Source organism: Micromonospora sp. TSRI0369 (genome assembly GCF_001905625.1).
Classification (GTDB): Bacteria; Actinomycetota; Actinomycetes; order Mycobacteriales; family Micromonosporaceae; genus Micromonospora; species Micromonospora echinospora_A.
Genome location: NZ_LIVU01000008.1, coordinates 121035 through 138867, shown reverse-complemented (window position 1 = coordinate 138867; position 17833 = coordinate 121035). Strand labels below are relative to the sequence as shown.

The window sequence follows — 17833 nt, the reverse complement described above, 5'->3', positions numbered from 1 at the left end:
CCGTGGAACTGACTGTCGTCACGGTGCTCTACCGGTCCGCCGGCATGCTCGCCGAGACGCTGCCCACCTGGGTACGCAGCGCCGACGGGCTGCCGGTGCGGTTCGTCTTCGCCGACAACTGGCCCGGCGACGGCTGCGCGGAGATCATCGCCGGCTGCCTCGACCACGACCGGTACCGGTACCTCCCCGACTCGTCCAACCCCGGTTTCGCGGCCGGCTGCAACCGGGCCGTCGCGGCCACCACCACCGGCCACGTGCTGCTGCTGAACCCGGACGTCTGGCTGCCCGACGGCGCGCTGGCCCGCATCTGCGCCACCGTCGCGGAGGACCCCGGCGCCCCGGTCGCGGTCGGTCTGGCCATGCACGGCGGCGAGTACGTGGGCATCGACCTGCACCCGGTCTCGCTGTTCATCGACCGGTCCGCCACGACGGCGCGGGCGCCACTGGGCCCGTCCGGCGGCGCGGCGGTCTTCCCCACCGACCTGTACCGCAGGTTCGGCGGGTTCTACGAGCACCTGTTCGCCTGGGGTGAGGACGCCGACCTCGCCCTGCGGCTCTACGCCTCGGGGGTTCGTACCCGGGCGCTGGATCTGATGCTCCCGCACGCCGGTGGGCACAGCGTCGACGGCGACGACCGGCTCCAGGGATTCCGGGCGTTCCTCCTGGCCCGCAACCGGCTCCTGGTCGCGGCGCGGACGCTCACCTGGCCGCTGCTGCTCGTCGCGCTCCCGGTCCTCGCGTTGGCGCACGTCGCGCTCGCCGCCCGGCGGGTCCGCCAAGGGCTGCTGCGGCCGTTCCTGCGCGGCGTGGGACACGGCCTGCGGCAGGGGCCGGCCGCCCGCCGGCAGTGGACCGGCAAGCGGTTCGGCTTCGCGACTCTGCTCAGCTATCTGACAGTTCGGAGAGCGTGATGACGGGACACCCGTGGAGTGTCGTGACTGTCACCTACAACTCGGCGGACACGCTGCGCCGCTGCTGGCGCGGCGAGAAGCCGTACGAGTGGATCGTGGTGGACAACGCGTCGTCCGACGACTCCGCCGCGGTGGCCCGGGAACTGGGCGCCCGGGTCATCCCGCTGCCGGAGAACGTCGGCTTCTCCCGGGCCAACAACGTCGCGCTACACGAGGCCGGCGGCAGGTACCACCTCTTCGCGAACCCGGACCTGGAGGTCCGCCCGGACGGGCTGGACGTGCTCGCGCGGCACCTGGACGCGCACGGCGGCCTGGTGGCGCCCCAACTGCTCACGACCGGGGGAACTCCGCAGCCCAACGGGCGTGGCTTCCCGTACGCCACCGCGAAGCTCGGCAACCGGAAGCTGTGGCCGCTGTCCCGCCTGCACGCGTCGTACCGGATGGTGGCGGAGCCGGGTGAGGTCCGCTACGTCGCCTGGCTGATGGGGGCGGCGGTCGCCGGACGCACCGCGGACCTCGTCGAGCTGGGTGGGTGGAACGAGCGTTTCTTCCTCTACTACGAGGACCACGAGCTGGGTCTGCGGGCGTGGCAGCGTGGTTTCCCTGTCGCTCTGCTCGGTGACGTGCGCTGGACCCACCACTGGGCGCGGGCGACGAACTCGGTGCGGTGGTCGCCGGCGCACACGCTGGAGCTGCGCAGCGCCCGGATCTTCTTCGGCATGTTCCCCGAGTTCCTGGTCGGCCTGCCGCCGGCCGCACGCCGGCATCAGCGGGCGGCCGGCCTGATCGGTTCACGGGTGCCCGCGCCCCGCCCGCCGGTGGCCGGCTGAGCCGGGGCGGTCCGCGTGCTTCCCCTCCTGAAGACCGCCGTCCGGCGTGCGCTCGTGTCGCAGCCGATGGCTACGGCGTACCACGGGCGCGCCAACGGATTCGGCGCCCTGCGACTCGCTTTCGCGCTGGCCGTGGTGCTGTCCCACACCGCCGCGCTCGGGTTCGGGCGTCCGCTGCTGCACCGGGTCGACCTGGGCGCGCTGGCGGTGGCTGGCTTCTTCACGATCTCCGGGTTCCTCGTCGTCGGCTCGGCGCGGCGCAACTCGGTGCCCCGCTTCCTGTGGCACCGGGCGCTGCGGATCTGGCCCGGGCTGTGGGTCTGCCTGCTGTTCACCGGCCTGGTCGTCGCGCCGCTGCTGTACCTGGACCGCCACGGCACTGTCGACGGGCTGTGGCGCAGCCCGGGCGGCGTGCTCGACTACCTGCGGCAGAACTGGTGGGGCGGGCTGCGGCAGTTCGGCATCGCCGACCTGCTGCGCGGTGACACGCCGTACTGGCACTGGCAGGGCGGGAACACCATCAACGGGTCGTTGTGGACCCTCGCCTACGAGATCTACTGCTATCTGGCGGTGGCCGTCCTGGCCGCGCTCACCGTCCTGCGCCGGCAGCTCCGCTGGCTCACGCTGCTCGCCGTGGTCGCGGTGTTCGGCGTCCTCTGCTGGAACCATCTCCAGCCCGGGGCGGCGGTCTGGACGAGCGGGGCCATCGGTCCGCTGCCGATGCTCGGCACGCTGGAGAAGACCTACCTGCTCTGGTACGGGTTCATGTTCCTGGCCGGCGGGGCCGCCGAGCTGTACCGCGACCGGCTGCCGATGAACGACCTGCTCGGCGTGCTCGCGCTCGGGACGGTCGGCTGGCTCGCCGCGCGTGGCGACTTCGTCGGCCCGGGGCCGAACGCCGTCGCGGGGGCGTTCTTCGCCCCGGCGCTGCTCGCCTACGCGTACGCCGTCCTCTGGCTGGCCGTGCGGCTGCCGCGGATGCTGCACCGCGTCGGCCGCGACAACGACTACTCGTACGGGGTCTACATCTACTCGTTCGTGGTGCAGCAGGTGCTCGCCAAGATCGGCCTGCCGGCCCTCGGCGTGGCCGGTTTCTTCCTGTTCAGCGCGCTGCTCAGCCTCGGGTTGGCGATGCTCTCCTGGCACCTGGTCGAGAAGCCGGCGCTGCGGGGAAAGGACTGGACGCCGCCCGCGCTGCGCGAGCCGTCCGACGATCCGCCGGGCCACGACGGTCCCGCCTCGCGTCCGGGGCCCGGGCGCACGGCGGACGTCGAGCCGGATCCGGCTGCCGCGCCCGCCGCCGGTTAGCGCGGGCCCGCGGCGGCCGGGACGGCGGCTTCCGTGCCCGGTCGCCGGCGACGGGGCAGCGGCAGCGCCCGCGCCGACAGGGACGGGTTGTCGGCGGCGCCCAGCGCGACCGCCAGGAGCAGCACGGCCACGGCGCCCAGCCACAGCCACACGTCGAAGAAGAAGATCTGGGCCGCGAACCCGACCAGCAGGAGGCGGGCCGGCAGCGACCGGAGGCGCCGGTAGAGCAGCACCAGGAGCGCCAGCAGGCAGGCCAGTCCGATCAGGCCGAAGTTGTACCAGAACGTCAGGTAGGTGTTGTCGAAGACCTGGGCCTGACCGTCGCCGATGCCGACGTTCTCCAGGAACCGCACGTTGGCTTCCGGCCCGTTGCCGAACACCACTGTGGACCAGTCGCGGGTGATGCCGTCCCAGACCACGCTCATGCGCGTGAAGCGGGCGTCGGCGCTGGCCGGGTCGGAGATCCGTGATCCCGCCACGTCGACGGAGTCCACGGCGCTCCCGGTCGGCGCCGCCGGGGCCGGCGCGCTGGGCTCCGGCGCCACGGAACTCGCCGTCGGAGGCGCCGGAGCGGCCGGGCTCGGCGTGGACGCGGGCGACTCGGGAGCCGGCGCCGCCGAACTCGCCACCGGGGCGGCCGGACTCGGGGGCGGGACGGCGGCGGTGGCCGTGCCCTGCCCGGTCGGCGTCGAGGCGGTGGTGTCGGGCAGCAGGGCGGGCGGGCTGAACGCCACGAGCGCCCAGGTGATCGCGGCGATGGCGGCAGCGCTGCCCAGGCCGCGCCAGCTGACCTTCCGCCACTGGAGGAACAGCCAGAGCCCGAGGGCGAGAACCGTGCCCACCCAGGCGCTGCGGGTGCCCGAGAGCACCAGGCCGACGAGGTTGGCGGCGACCGGCACGTACCAGAACCGGCCCCGGAGGGTCAGCGCGACGAGCACCATCGCCATGGCGAACGTGCCGTAGATGATGGGGTGCCCGGACAGGCCCACCGCCCGGGTCGCGTCGAACGCCGAGGTGTAGGTCCAGTCGTACGCGAACTGGTCGAAGATCGGCCAGCTCCGGGAAGCGGTCTGATACTTGGCGAACACGGCCACGGCGACGCTGAACCAGGTGAGGGCCTCCGCGATCCGCAGGACGGTACGCCGGTCGTGCCGCGCCTCCTCCGCGAGGTGCCAGGCCAGCACGCCGAAGCACAGCAGAGGCGCGACGCCGACGGCGATCGGCTTCACCCCGTGCCAGTGGACGAGCCCCGCGAGCACCGCGCACGCCGGAAGCAGCAGCGCCGCCGCGAGCGCCTTCGGCGGCCACCCGTCGCGTTCGGCGCGCAGCACCCGCCCCCACGCGGCGAGGAGGAACAGGAGCAGCAGCAGCGCGTACGAGGGATTCGTCGGATAACCGACGTCGATGGTCACCGGGACGGCGAACGCGATGACGAAGACCGTCCAGGTGATCCGGACCGGTTCCGTCAGCACCCAGCCGAGCAGGGCGCCGACGCCGACCCCGAGCGCGAGCTGCCACCTGCCCGTGAGCAGGAACCCGGCCGCCAGAACGACAAGGCCGAGGCCGAGGTGAAGCACCCTGCGCTCCACGCCCCTGATCTGGTCAGCCAACACGCGCACCGCACGATCGTACGGATCAGCCGTGGCCGATCGGCACCAGCCCTGGGGCCGGGGACGCGGGCCCGCAGGTCCGGGCCTGTCGACGCACCTGAGTGGTGGGTTAGGGTGACGGCCGGTCGGCAGGCGGGGATAGGGATCTGCGTGGTCGCACGGGTGGAACCAGCCGATGTGGACAGAACCGGCGGGGCGGTGGACCGCCCGCCGGGGCCCCGCCCGATCCTGTGGGACAGCACCGCCGTCCTCGCTCTGCTGTGCCTCCTGCCGATCCTGCACGACGTCAAGACCATGCTCGCCGCGCCGTACTGGCTCGACGAGGCGTGGGTCGCCCTGTCCGTCCGCTTCCCGCTGGGCGATCTGCCGGTCACCACGTCGTCCAGTCCGCTCGGCTGGAGCCTCCTGCTGCGGCTGGTACCCGACCCGGACGACCTGCGGCTGGTCACCCTGGCGTTCCAGGGGCTCGCGGTCGTGGCGGCGTACGGTCTCGGCCGGGCGCTGCGGTGGTCGACGCCCGGCCGGGGCGTGGTGGCCGGCGCGGCCTGCGCGGCGGCGGTCCTGCTGCTCCCCGCCCAGCAGGTGCGCCACGATCTCAAGCAGTACACCGCAGACGCCGCCGTGGCCGTGGGCGTGCTCGCCCTGGTCGCCTGGGTCGAACAGCGGTGGTCGCGCCGGCGGCTCAACGTGCTCACCGCCGCCGTCGCAGCCGGCATGCTGGTCAGCCACGTCACAGCGATCGTGGCGCCGTGCGCGTTCGGCGGATTGCTGCTGGTCACGGCGGTCCGGCGGCAGTGGCTACGCCTGGTCGAGGTGACAGTGGCCGGGCTCAACGCCGGTCTGGTCCTCACCGGCGTCTACTTCGGCATCTCGATGCAGGGCCGCAACGTGCCCATGCAGCAGTTCTGGGCCGACAACTTCCCCGGCGTGACCGAGCTGCCCGGCTACCTGGCGCGGCAGATCGACACGCTGATGCCGGTGGTCGGCGCGCCCGGGCTGGTGGTGGTCGCCCTGCTCGTGGCCGGCACGTCGACGCTCCGCAGGCGCGGCCGGCCCGCCGCCGCGGTCGCCGTGATACTCCTGCCGGTGGTCGCGACGATTGTCGGCGTCGCGAAGGTCTATCCGCTGCTGGAGCTGCGTACCTCGCACTTCCTGCTGGTCACCGCCGCGGCGGTGGCCGGCATCGGGGTCGCCGGGCTGGCGAGCCGCGCGGCCGACCTGGCCTGCCGCCGGCTCCCCCGCGTGCGGCCCGCCGTCCTGGCCGCGGCCGTCTGCGCGGTCCTGCTCGGGGGGTACGCGGCCGGCAACAACCACTGGTACCGGTTCGACGGGAACGAGCCGGGGCTCTACTACACGGCGATCGCCGTCACGGACGTGCGTTCGGCGACCGAGTACGTGGCCCGGCACCGCCTCCCGAACGACGTCGTGGTCATGAACAACGCGGCCTGGTACGGGTTCGCGTTCTACTCCCGCCACGAGCGGCTGAAACTGGTCGTGCCGCACGGCAACACGGTGGGCTGGTGGGTCGACATGCCCGACCGGTCCGACGTCGTGGTGGTGCCCGGCCACGACACCACTGCCGTCGGGGCCAGTCTCCGGCACGCGGTCGAACTGGCGGCCGAGCGCGGCGACGGGGCGCGCGTCTGGCTGATCCGCTCGCACGTCGTCGGCGACGAGGTCGACGCCTGGCGGCAGGCGCTCGCCGCCTACCGCGTCGAGCAGGTCACCGGCGGGGTCGAACCGGTCGCGCGGATCAGCACGGCATGACGCGGCGCGGCGGTCAGCTGCCGCGCTGCCACAGGTCGCGCAGGGCGTCCCAGTTGCCGTCCACACCGTCCTTGCAGAGCGTCTCGATGTAGAAGGCCCCCTGCATGTCGTCGGGGTCCCACCAGACGCCACAGATCGCCCGGCCGTCCTCGCCCTCGAAGGCGTACTCGACGTAGTTGCCGGGCTTGCCGGTCACCCCGCCCTTCGTGGTACTCGCCTCGCGCAGCCCCGGCGCCAGCGAGCCGCCGGCGAGGTTGAGCTGCTGGCGGTACGCCCGCGCGGTGTCCTTCTGCTTCTGTCCCGGGTAGAGCGTGAAGTGCAGCCACGCGCCGCCGTAGTGGCAGAAGACGTGCCCCTTCTCGTCCGCCGGCAGCTTCGGGGCGCCCGGCTGGTCGTAGACGGTGCAGCCGCCGATCCGGGTCAGCCAGGGCTCGACCAGCGGGGCCAGCTCACCCTCGAACTTGGCCTTGTTGATGGCGAGCTGCGTAGCCTCGTAGGGCGGCAGCGAAGGGCTGGCCGACGGCGTGGGCGTCGCGGCCTCCTTCTCGCGCCCCGCGCCCAGGAAGAACCCGGCGGTGCCGGCGACCAGGGTGAGCACCAGGGCGCCGACGATCGAGATCCAGTCGCGCCGCTTCGGCTTCGGCTGCACCGGGGCGATCCGGCGTCCGCCGGACGGATCCAGCGGATCGGTGGCCACCGGCGCCGAGGCGACAGCGGGTGGCGCGGAGACGGCCGACGTCGCGGGAACCCCGGACGTCGCGGAGACGGCGGCCGGGGACATCGGCGCGCCGGAGATCGGCTGAGCCGCCATCGCCCAGGGCTGCGGAACCCACGGCAACTGGGGCGGCGCGGAGACGGGGGCGGCGGCCGGGGGCGGCGGGAGCATCTCGGCCGTCGGGATGCGCTGGTAGTCCATGCCGAGGCTGCGGAACAGCCGCTCGGCCGCGCCCTCCTCTTCGGACGGGTACGCGATCCAGGGCTCGGCGGCGGCGAAGTCGGCGTTGGCGTACCGGTGGCCGCCCGGGGTCTGTGCCAGCACGTTCGCCGCGTTGGCGAAGGCCTCCCGCCAGCGCTGGTCACCGGCGGCGGCACCCTCGAGGACGGCGACGGTGACCGGGCGGTCCTGCCCGTCGAGAGCCGCCCATGCCCGGCCGACCTGGCACTCGCCCAACGTCTCGGTGAACCTGTACGGCCCCTCCGGCTGCATGCCCCACTCCTCTGCTCACCCGCCGTGCGGATAGTACAGAGAGCACGCTCATCGGACCTCCCTGCGGTCGCGCGACGCTTGCGCTCTGAAAGTTTTCATGCATAGAGTCAGCTCGTGAATGAAAGCGGTGCGGCCTCCCCTGACCGCCTGCTCGACCTCTTCCACGGCGTACGGCTCACCCCGACGCAGCGCCGCATCGCGCACTGCCTGGTGCGGCACGCGGACGCGGCGGCATACCTGTCCGCCGCCGAGGTGGCCGAGCTTGCCGGCGTCAGCCAGCCCTCGGTGACCCGGTTCGCCATGGCGCTCGGCCACGACGGCTACCCCGCGCTGCGCCGCCGCCTGCGGGAGCTGGGCGCGCGCGGCGCCGCCGACCAGGACGGCGCCGGCAACGCGCTGCAACGGGCGGTCCACGCCGAGCGGGACAACCTCGACCGGCTCGCCGAGCAGCTCGCCGACGCCGGCCGGGTCGCCGAGGTGGGGAAGCTGCTCGCCGCCAGCCGCCCGCTGCCGGTGCTCGGGCTGCGGGCCGCCGCGCCGCTGGCCGCCTACTTCGCCTACTTCGCCGCGAAGGTGCACCCCGACGTGCGGGTGCTCGACGACGGCGGCAGCATGCTCGTGGACCGCCTGGACCAGGCGGTGGCTGCCGGTGCGACAGCGCTGCTCGCGTTCGTGCTGCCCCGCTACCCCCGGGAGACCCTGGACGCGCTGCGCGAGGCGCGGGACGCCGGCCTGACGGTCGTGGCGATCACCGACTCGCCGGTGAGCCCGGCCACCGAGCACGCCCAGGTGGTGCTGCCCGCCGCCGTCGGCGCCGACCTGGTCTTCGACCTGCACACCGCACCGATGACCCTGGCCATGGTGGTGCTCCAGGCGATCTGCGACGCCGCACCGGCCGAGACCCAGGACCGGCTCGAGGCGTTCGAGTCGTCCGCCGCCCGCCGCCAGTTGTTCCTCGGCTGAGAGGAGTACGAGATGCACCAGCCCGTCCGCGCCGCCCGCGGCGTCACCCGCACCGCGAAGGGGTGGCCGCAGGAGGCCGCCCTGCGGATGCTGATGAACAATCTCGACCCGGAGGTGGCCGAGCGCCCCGACGACCTGGTGGTCTACGGCGGCACCGGCAAGGCGGCCCGGGACTGGCCGTCGTACCACGCGCTGGTGCGGACGCTCACCGAGCTGCGCGACGACGAGACGATGCTCGTGCAGTCCGGTCGGCCGGTCGGCGTGATGCGCACCCACGAGTGGGCGCCGCGCGTGCTGCTGGCCAACTCCAACCTGGTCGGCGACTGGGCCACCTGGCCGGAGTTCCGCCGCCTGGAGTCGCTGGGCCTGACCATGTACGGGCAGATGACCGCGGGTTCGTGGATCTACATCGGCACCCAGGGCATCCTCCAGGGCACGTACGAGACGTTCGCCGCGGTGGCCGCCAAGCGCTTCGGCGGCACGTTGGCAGGCACGCTGACGCTCACCGCCGGGTGCGGTGGGATGGGCGGGGCGCAGCCGCTCGCGGTCACCATGAACGGCGGCGCGTGCCTGGTCGTGGACGTGGACCGGTCGCGGCTGGACCGGCGGGTGCACGACCGCTACCTCGACGAGGTGGCCGACTCGCTCGACGACGCGATCGAGCGGGCCCTCGCGGCGAAGCGGGACCGGCGGGCGCTCAGCGTCGGCGTGGTCGGCAACGCCGCCACAGTCTTCCCGGAGCTGCTGCGCCGGGGCGTCGCGATCGACGTCGTGACCGACCAGACCAGCGCGCACGACCCGCTGTCGTACGTGCCGGAAGGGGTGGACCCGGGCGACGCGCGGGACTACGCGGCGGCCAAGCCGGCCGAGTTCACCGACCGGGCGCGGGCGTCCATGGCCAAGCACGTGGAGGCCATGGTCGGTTTCCTCGACGCGGGCGCGGAGGTCTTCGACTACGGCAACTCGATCCGGGGCGAGGCCAAGCTCGGCGGCTACGAGCGGGCGTTCGACTTCCCCGGTTTCGTACCCGCGTACATCAGGCCGTTGTTCTGCGAGGGCAAGGGCCCGTTCCGGTGGGCCGCGCTCTCCGGCGACCCGAAGGACATCGCCGCCACCGACCGGGCCATCCTCGACCTGTTCCCGGAGAACGAGTCCCTCGCCCGGTGGATCCGGATGGCCGGTGAGCGGGTCGCGTTCCAGGGCCTGCCGGCGCGGATCTGCTGGCTCGGCTACGGCGAGCGGGACCGCGCCGGGGTGCGGTTCAACGAGATGGTCGCCTCGGGCGAGCTGAGCGCGCCGGTGGTGATCGGCCGGGACCACCTGGACTGCGGCAGCGTGGCGAGCCCCTACCGGGAGACCGAGGCGATGGCCGACGGTTCCGACGCGATCGCCGACTGGCCGCTGCTGAACGCGCTCGTCAACACCGCCAGCGGGGCGTCCTGGGTGTCCATCCACCACGGCGGCGGGGTCGGCATCGGCCGGTCCATCCACGCCGGCCAGGTCTGCGTGGCCGACGGCACTGAGCTGGCCGGCCAGAAGATCGAGCGGGTGCTCACCAACGACCCGGCGATGGGCGTCATCCGGCACGTCGACGCCGGCTACGACGACGCCCGCGCGGTGGCCGAGCGCACCGGCGTCCGCGTCCCGATGGCCGAGTAAGGAAGGGCCCCTTGTTAACGCATTCTGCATGTGAAGGGTCCCTTCCTCACCGGTTCCGGGAGCTGTGGGACGAGATCGCCCCGGTCGGGCGGGACGCCGGCAGCGGCGGCTATCTGCGCTACGCGCTCACCGAGCCGGAGCTGACGCTGCGGGGCTGGTTCCGGGAGCAGGCCGACCGGCGGGGCATGCCGGTCTCCGAGGACGGCAACGGCAACCTGTTCGCCTGGTGGGGCGACCCGCAGGCCGGGGGCGCGGTGCTGACCGGCAGCCACTTCGACTCGGTGCCGCACGGCGGCGCGTACGACGGTCCGCTCGGCATCGTCAGCGCGTTCCTCGCCGTGGACGAGCTGCGGGCCGCGGGCGTCACCCCGGACCGGCCGGTGGTGGTGGCCGCGTTCGTGGAGGAGGAGGGCGCGCGGTTCGGCGTACCCTGCCTGGGGTCGAGGCTGCTCACCGGCGAGATCGACGTCGACCGCGCGGCCGGGCTGCGCGACCAGGCCGGGACGACCTTCGCCGAGGCGCTGGGCGAGCAGCCGGCGGGCGCCGGCCCGGCGCTGCTCGGCCGCTTCGCGGCCTTCGTGGAGCTGCACGTCGAGCAGGGCCGCGCGCTTGTCGACCAGGACGCGCCGGTCGCTGTCGCGTCAGCGATCTGGCCGCACGGCCGGTGGCGGTTCGACTTCACCGGCGAGGGCAACCACGCGGGTACGACACGGATGGCCGACCGCCGCGACCCGATGCTCACCTACGCGTTCACCGTGCTGGCGGCGAACAAGGAGGCCCGGCTGCGCGACGCGCACGCCACTGTGGGCCGGGTGTCGGTCGAGCCGAACGCCACGAACGCGATCCCGTCCCGGGTCACCGGCTGGCTGGACGCGCGGGCGGCCGAGGCGGAGACGCTGTACGGTCTGGTCGAGGCGGTACGCGCCAAGGCCACCGACCGGGCCGGCCGGGACGGGACCGCGCTCACCTGCACCCAGGAGTCGGCGACCCCGCTCGTCGCGTTCGACGGCGGGCTGGCCGACCGGCTGGTCACGCTGCTCGGCGCGCCGGTGCTGCCCACCGGCGCCGGGCACGACGCGGGGGTGCTGGCGGCGCACCTGCCCACCGCGATGCTGTTCGTGCGCAACCCGACCGGTGTGTCGCACTCCCCCGCCGAGGCGGCCACCGACGCCGACTGCGCCGCCGGGGTGACCGCCCTGGCCCGGGTCCTGGAGGAGCTGGCATGCCGCTGACCCGCTGGCTGGCCGAGTACGCCTGGCTGCCCGACCGCGCCGAGCCCACCCGGGACGTGCTGATCGAGGCGACCGACGGGCGGCTCACCGCTGTCACCCCGCTGACCGTCGACGGTCCGCCGACCGCCGGGGTGGAGGTGCTCGGCGACGCGGTACGCCTGCCCGGGCTGACGGTGCCCGGCCTGGCCAATGCCCACTCGCACGCGTTCCACCGGGCGCTGCGCGGGCGCACCCACGACGGGCGCGGCGACTTCTGGTCCTGGCGCAGCCTGATGTACGCGATAGCGACCCGGCTCGACCCGGACACCTACCTGGCGCTGGCCCGCGCCGTGTACGCGGAGATGGCGCTGTCCGGGATCACCTGCGTGGGCGAGTTCCACTACCTGCACCACGGTCCCGGCGGCACCCCGTACGACGACCCGAACGCGATGTCCGCCGCGCTCGTGGAGGCCGCCGCGCACGCCGGTGTCCGGCTCACGCTGCTGGACACCGCGTACCTGGCCGGGGGCGTGGACGGCGCGCCGCTGACCGGGCCGCAACGCCGCTTCGGTGACGGCGACGCGCTGCGCTGGGCGGCGCGGGTGGACGAGTTCCGCCCGGCCGACGAGCACGTCCGGCTCGGCGCGGCCATCCACTCGGTGCGCGCGGTCCCCGCCGAGCAGCTCGCCACCGTGGCCGGCTGGGCCGACCGCAACGGGCTGCCGCTGCACGTGCACCTGTCCGAGCAGCCCGCCGAGAACGACGCCTGCCGGGCGGTGCACGGCTGCAGCCCGACGCGGCTGCTGGCCGACCACGGCGTGCTCGGCCCGCACACCACGGCGGTGCACGCCACCCACCCGACCGCCGCCGACGTGGCGCTGCTCGGCGACAGCCGTACCCGGGTGTGCGTCTGCCCCACCACCGAGCGCGACCTGGCCGACGGGGTCGGCCCGGTGCGGCGGATGGCCGACGCGGGCAGCCCGCTCAGCCTCGGCAGCGACAGCCACGCCGTGGTGGACCTGTTCGAGGAGGCCCGCGCGCTGGAGATGGACGAGCGGCTGCGTACCCGCAGGCGGGGGCACTTCACGCCGGTCGAGCTGCTCACCGCCGCCACCGTCGGCGGGCACGCCGCGCTGGGCTGGGGCGACGCCGGCCGGCTCGCCGTCGGGCAGCGCGCCGACCTGGTCACGGTACGGCTGGACAGCGCCCGGACCGCCGGGGTGCCGCCGGTCGGCGCGTTCTTCGCCGCCACCGCCGCCGACGTGACGAGCGTCGTGGTGGACGGCCGGCCCGTGGTGGACGGTGGCCGGCACCTGACCGTGGACGTGCCCACCGAGCTGCGGGACTCGATCACGGCGGTGACCGCGAAGGAGGACTCGTGACGCGCGGCAGCCTGCTCGTCGACCACATCGGCGAGCTGGTCACCAACGAGGGCCGGCCCGGCGACCCGCTGGGCATCCGGCGCGACGCCGCGCTGCTGGTCGAGGACGGCCAGGTGGCCTGGATCGGGTCGGCCCGCTACGCGCCCGCCGCCGACCGGCGGATCGACGCCGCTGGCGCGGCCGTGCTGCCCGGCTTCGTGGACAGCCACGCGCACCTGGTCTTCGCCGGAGACCGGGCCGCCGAGTTCGCCGCCCGGATGGCCGGCGAGCCCTACACCGGCGGCGGCATCCGGACCACAGTCGGCGCCACCCGCGCGGCGTCCGACGACGACCTGCGCGCCACAGTGGGCCGGCTGCGCGCGGAGATGCTGCGGCAGGGCACCACCACCGTCGAGATCAAGAGCGGGTACGGCCTCACCGTCGCCGACGAGGCCCGCTCGCTGCGGATCGCCGCCGAGTTCACAGCGGACACCACGTTCCTCGGCGCGCACGTGGTCCCCGCCGAGTACGCCGACCGCCCGGACGACTACGTCGGCATGGTCTGCGGCCCGATGCTGGCCGCCGCCGCGCCGTACGCCCGCTGGATCGACGTGTTCTGCGAGCGGGGCGCGTTCGACGCCGACCACGCGCGGGCGATCCTCGCCTGCGGGCAGGCCGCCGGTCTGGGCGTCCGGCTGCACGCCAACCAGCTCGGCCCCGGGCCGGGCGTGCGGCTCGGCGTGGAGCTGGGCGCGGCCAGCGTCGACCACTGCACCCACCTGACCGACGCCGACGTCGACGCGCTGGCCGGCTCGGAGACGGTCGCCACGCTGCTACCGGGCGCCGAGTTCTCCACCCGGTCGCCGTACCCGGACGCCCGGCGGCTGCTCGACGCGGGCGTGACGGTGGCGCTGGCCACCGACTGCAACCCCGGTTCGTCGTACACGTCGTCGATGCCGTTCTGCGTCGCGCTGGCCGTACGCGAGATGCGGATGACCCCGGCGGAGGCGGTGTGGGCCGCGACCGCCGGCGGGGCGGCGGCGCTGCGCCGCACCGACGTGGGGCGGCTGACGCCCGGGGCGCGGGCCAACCTGATCATCCTCGACGCCCCGTCCCACCTGCACCTGGCCTACCGGCCGGGGGTGCCACTGATCCGCCAGGTTCTGCACAACGGAGTGCCGCGATGACCACAGTGACCGTCCTGTCCACCGGGGTCACCCCCGCCGACGTGCTCGCGGTGGCCCGCGGCACCGCCAAGGTCGTGCTCGACCCGGCCGCCACAGAGGCGATGGCCACCTCGCGGTCCATCGTGGACCGCATCGAGGCCGCCGGGCGGCCGGTGTACGGCGTGTCCACCGGATTCGGCGCGCTCGCCAACACGTTCGTGGCCCCGGAGCGCCGGGCCGAGCTTCAGCACGCGCTGATCCGCTCGCACGCCGCCGGGGTGGGCGCGCCGATGCCGCGCGAGGTGGTACGCGCCATGATGCTGCTGCGGGTCCGCTCGCTGGCGCTCGGCCGCTCCGGGGTACGCCCGCTGGTCGCCGAGGCGCTCGTGGACCTGCTCAACCACGACGTCACCCCGTGGGTGCCGGAACACGGCTCGCTCGGCGCGTCCGGCGACCTGGCGCCGCTGGCCCACTGCGCGCTGGTGCTGCTCGGTGAGGGCTGGGTGCTCGGCCCGGCCGGGGACCGACTCCCGGCCGCCGACGCGCTGCGCCGGGCCGGGCTCAAGCCGGTGTCGCTCGCCGCCAAGGAAGGGTTGGCGCTGATCAACGGCACCGACGGCATGCTCGGCATGCTGCTGCTGGCCGTGCGGGACGCCCGGCACCTGTTCGCCATGGCGGACGTGACCGCCGCGCTCGCAATCGAGGCGATGCTCGGCTCGGAGCGGCCGTTCCTGCCCGAGCTGCACGCGATCCGCCCGCATCCCGGCCAGGCCGCCTCGGCGGCGAACATCCACCGGCTGCTGCAGGGCTCGGCGGTGATGGACTCGCACCGCGACGACCTCGCGCACGCGGTGCAGGACGCGTACTCGATGCGCTGCGCCCCGCAGGTGGCCGGCGCGGCCCGGGACACGCTCGACTTCGTCGAGGTGGTGGCGGGCCGGGAACTGCTCTCCGTGGTGGACAACCCGGTGGTGCTGCCGGACGGGCGGGTCGAGTCGACCGGCAACTTCCACGGCGCACCGCTCGGCTTCGCCGCCGACTACCTGGCCATCGCCGCCGCCGAGGTGGGCGCGATCGCCGAGCGCCGGGTGGACCGGCTGCTGGACGTCACCCGCTCCCGGGACCTGCCCGCCTTCCTGTCCCCCGACGCCGGGGTGAACTCCGGGCTGATGATCGCCCAGTACACCGCCGCCGGCATCGTGGCGGAGAACCGCCGGCTCGCCGCGCCCGCCTCGATCGACTCGCTGCCCACCAGCGGCATGCAGGAGGACCACGTCTCGATGGGCTGGGCGGCAACCAAGAAGTTGCGCACGGTGCTGGACAACCTGACCAGCCTGCTCGCGGTGGAGCTGCTGTCGGCCGTACGCGGGCTCCAGCTGCGCGCGCCGCTGACCCCGTCACCGGCCGGGCGGGCGGCGCTCGCCACGCTCGGCGAGACGATCGGCGAGCCGGGCCCGGACGTGTTCCTCGCGCCGCTCATGGAGGCGGCGCGGGACGTGGTGCGCGGCCCCGAGCTGCGCGCGGCGATCGAACGGGAGATCGGCCCGCTCGGCTGATCTCAGGTGGCGGGCGGGAGCACCTTCGCGACCAGCTTGGCCAGCTCCCGCAGCGCCTTCCCGCGGTGGCTGACCGCGTCCTTCTCCTCGGGCGTCAGCTCCGCGTTCGTCCGCTTCTGCCCGTCGCCCAGGAAGATCGGGTCATAGCCGAAGCCGCCCTCGCCGCGCGGCGCGCGCAGCAGCCGGCCGGACTGGCGGCCGTCGACCAGGTGCTCCTTGCCGCCCGGCAGCACCAGCGCAACGGTGCAGACGAACGCCGCGCCCCGGTGCTCGTCCGGCACGTCGCCGACCTGGTCGAGCACGAGCTGAAGGTTGGCCAGGTCGTCGCCGTGCCGGCCGGACCAGCGGGCGCTGAACACGCCGGGCATGCCGTTCAGGGCGTCCACCGCCAGCCCGGAGTCGTCGGCGATGGTCGGCAAGCCGGTACGCCGGCAGCCCTCCCGCGCCTTGATCAGCGCGTTCTCGCCGAACGTGAGGCCGGTCTCCGGCAGCTCCGGGTACTCCTCGACGTCGTCGAGGCCGAGCAGCGCGATCCGGTGCGCGCCGAGCGCGCCGTCCAGGATGCGCTGCAGCTCGACGAGCTTCTTCCGGTTCCGGGTGGCGAGCAGGACCTTGTTCATGACGAGAGCGCCTTCCGCTGCGCGTCGGCCAGTTCCAGGCAGCCCGCCACGCCCAGGTCGAGCAGCGCGTCGAGCTGGTCGCGGGCGAAGACGCCCGCCTCACCGGTGCCCTGCACCTCGACGAAGTCGCCGGCGCCGGTGCAGACCACGTTCATGTCGACCTCTGCGGTGACGTCCTCGGCGTAGCAGAGGTCGAGCATCGGCTCGCCGCCGATCACCCCGACGCTCACCGCCGCCACCGAACGGTGCATCACCTTCTCCACCTTGCCGGCCAGCGCCTTGCGCTCGGCCAGCCAGGTCACCGCGTCGTACAGCGCGACGTACGCGCCGGTGATCGCGGCGGTACGGGTGCCGCCGTCGGCCTGGAGCACGTCGCAGTCCAGCACGATCGAGTTCTCGCCGAGCGCCTTGAGGTCCACGCAGGCGCGCAGGCTGCGGCCGATCAGGCGGGAGATCTCATGGGTACGCCCGCCGACCTTGCCGCGCACGCTCTCCCGGTCGGAGCGGGTGTTCGTGGCCCGGGGCAGCATCGCGTACTCGGCTGTCACCCAGCCCAGCCCGGAACCCTTGCGCCAGCGCGGCACCCCCTCGGTGACGCTCGCCGTGCAGAGCACCCGGGTCGCGCCGAACTCGACGAGCACCGAACCCTCCGGATGGGTGCTCCAGCCCCGGGTCAGGGTCACCGGTCGGAGTTGGTCGGGCTGCCGCCCGTCAGGTCGCGCCATGCCTGCACCCTATGCGGTGCGGTGATCGGATCGTCCGCGGGTGTCCGCCCGACGGCCGCCGACGTCAGACGTCGTAGCAGGCGCCGGGCCGCACCACGTCCAGCGGCCCGGCGTACGCCCCGGCCGCCGCCTCCACCGTCTGCGACTCGCTGCCCCATGCGGGTACGAGATGGGTGAGCAGGAGCCGTCCCACGCCCGCCTTGGTGGCCGCCTCGCCCGCCTCCCGGCCGGTCAGGTGCAGATCCGGCGGGTTCTCCACGCCGTCCATGTAGCTCGCCTCGCAGAGGAACACGTCGGCGTCCTGGGCCAGGCGCAGCAGCGCCTCGCAGGGCGCGGTGTCGGCGGAGTAGCAGAACACCCGCCCGTCATGTTCCAGCCGCACCCCGTACGTCTCGACCGGGTGGTTCATCCGGTCGACTGTGACGCTGAACGGGCCGATCGGGAACGTGCCCGGCTGGAGGCCGTAGAACTGGTAGACGTCCTCCACCGAGCCCTCCTCCTGCCCGTACGCGGCGGCCAGCCGGTCGGGCGCGCCGGAGGGGGCGTACATCGGCAGGGGCGGGTACGGGCCGTCCGGCGCGTACCGGCGCACCACCACGTAGGACACCGCGTCGAACATGTGGTCGCAGTGCAGGTGGGTGAGGAGGATGGCATCGGGGGCGTGCAGCCCGACATAGCGCTGGAGCGTGGAGAGCGACCCCACGCCGAAGTCGATCAGGAGCCGGAAGCCCTCGGCTTCCATGAGATAGGCAGAGCAGGGCGATTCGGGGCCCGGGAAGCTGCCCGCGCAGCCGAGGACGGTCAGTCTCATCCGGTGGCCTCGATCTCACGATGAGTAGTCGACGCGCCGGCGGCGACTCCGCCGATGATCTCTACCGACGCGCTCGCCACGCTGCGCAGCCTACGCGTCGCCATGGTCGGGCAAGAATCATCTGCCGG

General features: G+C 74.0%; 15 protein-coding genes. 10 read left to right on the top strand and 5 right to left on the bottom strand.

Annotated features, from left to right (window positions below):
- Positions 1 to 2: 2 nt before the first annotated feature.
- From AMK25_RS24940 to AMK25_RS24930, 3 genes are read left to right on the top strand one after another with little or no spacing between them, the layout of a single operon-like run.
- Positions 3 to 911 carry a glycosyltransferase family 2 protein gene (locus AMK25_RS24940; RefSeq protein WP_241826478.1) on the top strand — a complete coding sequence of 303 codons (909 nt, stop codon included), beginning with the start codon at positions 3 to 5 and terminating at the stop codon, positions 909 to 911.
- Positions 911 to 1741, top strand: a complete 831-nt coding sequence (locus AMK25_RS24935) for a glycosyltransferase family 2 protein (RefSeq protein ID WP_073830814.1) — start codon at positions 911 to 913, stop codon at positions 1739 to 1741. The genes AMK25_RS24940 and AMK25_RS24935 overlap by 1 nt, the downstream gene beginning before the upstream one ends.
- Before the next feature lie 15 nt (positions 1742 to 1756).
- Positions 1757 to 3049 carry an acyltransferase family protein gene (locus AMK25_RS24930; protein ID WP_073830813.1) on the top strand — a complete coding sequence of 431 codons (1293 nt, stop codon included), beginning with the start codon at positions 1757 to 1759 and terminating at the stop codon, positions 3047 to 3049.
- Here the strand turns inward: AMK25_RS24930 and AMK25_RS32060 are convergent.
- The gene (locus AMK25_RS32060; RefSeq protein ID WP_143194789.1) at positions 3046 to 4668 is read right to left on the bottom strand and encodes an O-antigen ligase family protein; all 1623 of its coding nucleotides are present in this window, start codon (positions 4666 to 4668) and stop codon (positions 3046 to 3048) included. The genes AMK25_RS24930 and AMK25_RS32060 overlap by 4 nt on opposite strands.
- 153 nt (positions 4669 to 4821) lie before the next feature.
- On the opposite strand from AMK25_RS32060, the gene AMK25_RS24920 reads away from it, so the two are divergent.
- Positions 4822 to 6426 (top strand): hypothetical protein, encoded by a 1605-nt coding sequence (locus AMK25_RS24920; protein ID WP_143194788.1) that lies wholly within the window; start codon positions 4822 to 4824, stop codon positions 6424 to 6426.
- A gap of 13 nt (positions 6427 to 6439) precedes the next feature.
- Here the strand turns inward: AMK25_RS24920 and AMK25_RS24915 are convergent, their stop codons facing one another.
- On the bottom strand, positions 6440 to 7633 hold the full coding sequence (locus AMK25_RS24915) for a hypothetical protein (protein WP_073830810.1): 1194 nt from the start codon (positions 7631 to 7633) through the stop codon (positions 6440 to 6442).
- Positions 7634 to 7747: 114 nt separating this feature from the next.
- Here AMK25_RS24915 and AMK25_RS24910 point away from each other — a divergent pair, with 114 nt between their 5' ends.
- From AMK25_RS24910 to hutH, 6 genes are read left to right on the top strand one after another with little or no spacing between them, the layout of a single operon-like run.
- Positions 7748 to 8596 (top strand): MurR/RpiR family transcriptional regulator, encoded by an 849-nt coding sequence (locus AMK25_RS24910; protein WP_073830809.1) that lies wholly within the window; start codon positions 7748 to 7750, stop codon positions 8594 to 8596.
- Between the two features lie 12 nt (positions 8597 to 8608).
- Entirely contained in the window at positions 8609 to 10255 is a 1647-nt protein-coding gene (gene hutU / locus AMK25_RS24905) for a urocanate hydratase (protein ID WP_073830808.1), read from the top strand.
- An 11-nt stretch (positions 10256 to 10266) separates the two neighbouring features.
- Positions 10267 to 11487 carry an allantoate amidohydrolase gene (locus tag AMK25_RS24900; RefSeq protein WP_073830807.1) on the top strand — a complete coding sequence of 407 codons (1221 nt, stop codon included), beginning with the start codon at positions 10267 to 10269 and terminating at the stop codon, positions 11485 to 11487.
- A complete protein-coding gene (locus AMK25_RS24895; protein ID WP_073830898.1) occupies positions 11484 to 12848 on the top strand; it encodes a formimidoylglutamate deiminase in 1365 nt (454 codons plus the stop codon). The genes AMK25_RS24900 and AMK25_RS24895 overlap by 4 nt, the downstream gene beginning before the upstream one ends.
- Complete coding sequence (gene hutI / locus AMK25_RS24890; protein WP_073830806.1) at positions 12845 to 14014, top strand: imidazolonepropionase; 1170 nt, start codon at positions 12845 to 12847, stop codon at positions 14012 to 14014. Before AMK25_RS24895 ends, hutI begins: the two co-directional genes overlap by 4 nt.
- Entirely contained in the window at positions 14011 to 15549 is a 1539-nt protein-coding gene (gene hutH, locus AMK25_RS24885; protein WP_073830805.1) for a histidine ammonia-lyase, read from the top strand. The genes hutI and hutH overlap by 4 nt, the downstream gene beginning before the upstream one ends.
- Before the next feature lie 2 nt (positions 15550 to 15551).
- Here hutH and rdgB read toward each other — a convergent pair whose 3' ends face one another.
- The 3 genes from rdgB to AMK25_RS24870 all read right to left on the bottom strand — a co-directional run bounded on the left by rdgB (position 15552) and on the right by AMK25_RS24870 (position 17705).
- Positions 15552 to 16169, bottom strand: a complete 618-nt coding sequence (gene rdgB, locus AMK25_RS24880) for an RdgB/HAM1 family non-canonical purine NTP pyrophosphatase (RefSeq protein ID WP_073830804.1) — start codon at positions 16167 to 16169, stop codon at positions 15552 to 15554.
- Positions 16166 to 16894 (bottom strand): ribonuclease PH, encoded by a 729-nt coding sequence (rph, locus tag AMK25_RS24875; RefSeq protein ID WP_073830803.1) that lies wholly within the window; start codon positions 16892 to 16894, stop codon positions 16166 to 16168. The genes rdgB and rph overlap by 4 nt, the downstream gene beginning before the upstream one ends.
- A gap of 64 nt (positions 16895 to 16958) precedes the next feature.
- Complete coding sequence (locus tag AMK25_RS24870) at positions 16959 to 17705, bottom strand: MBL fold metallo-hydrolase (protein WP_073830802.1); 747 nt, start codon at positions 17703 to 17705, stop codon at positions 16959 to 16961.
- Positions 17706 to 17833 lie beyond the last annotated feature (128 nt).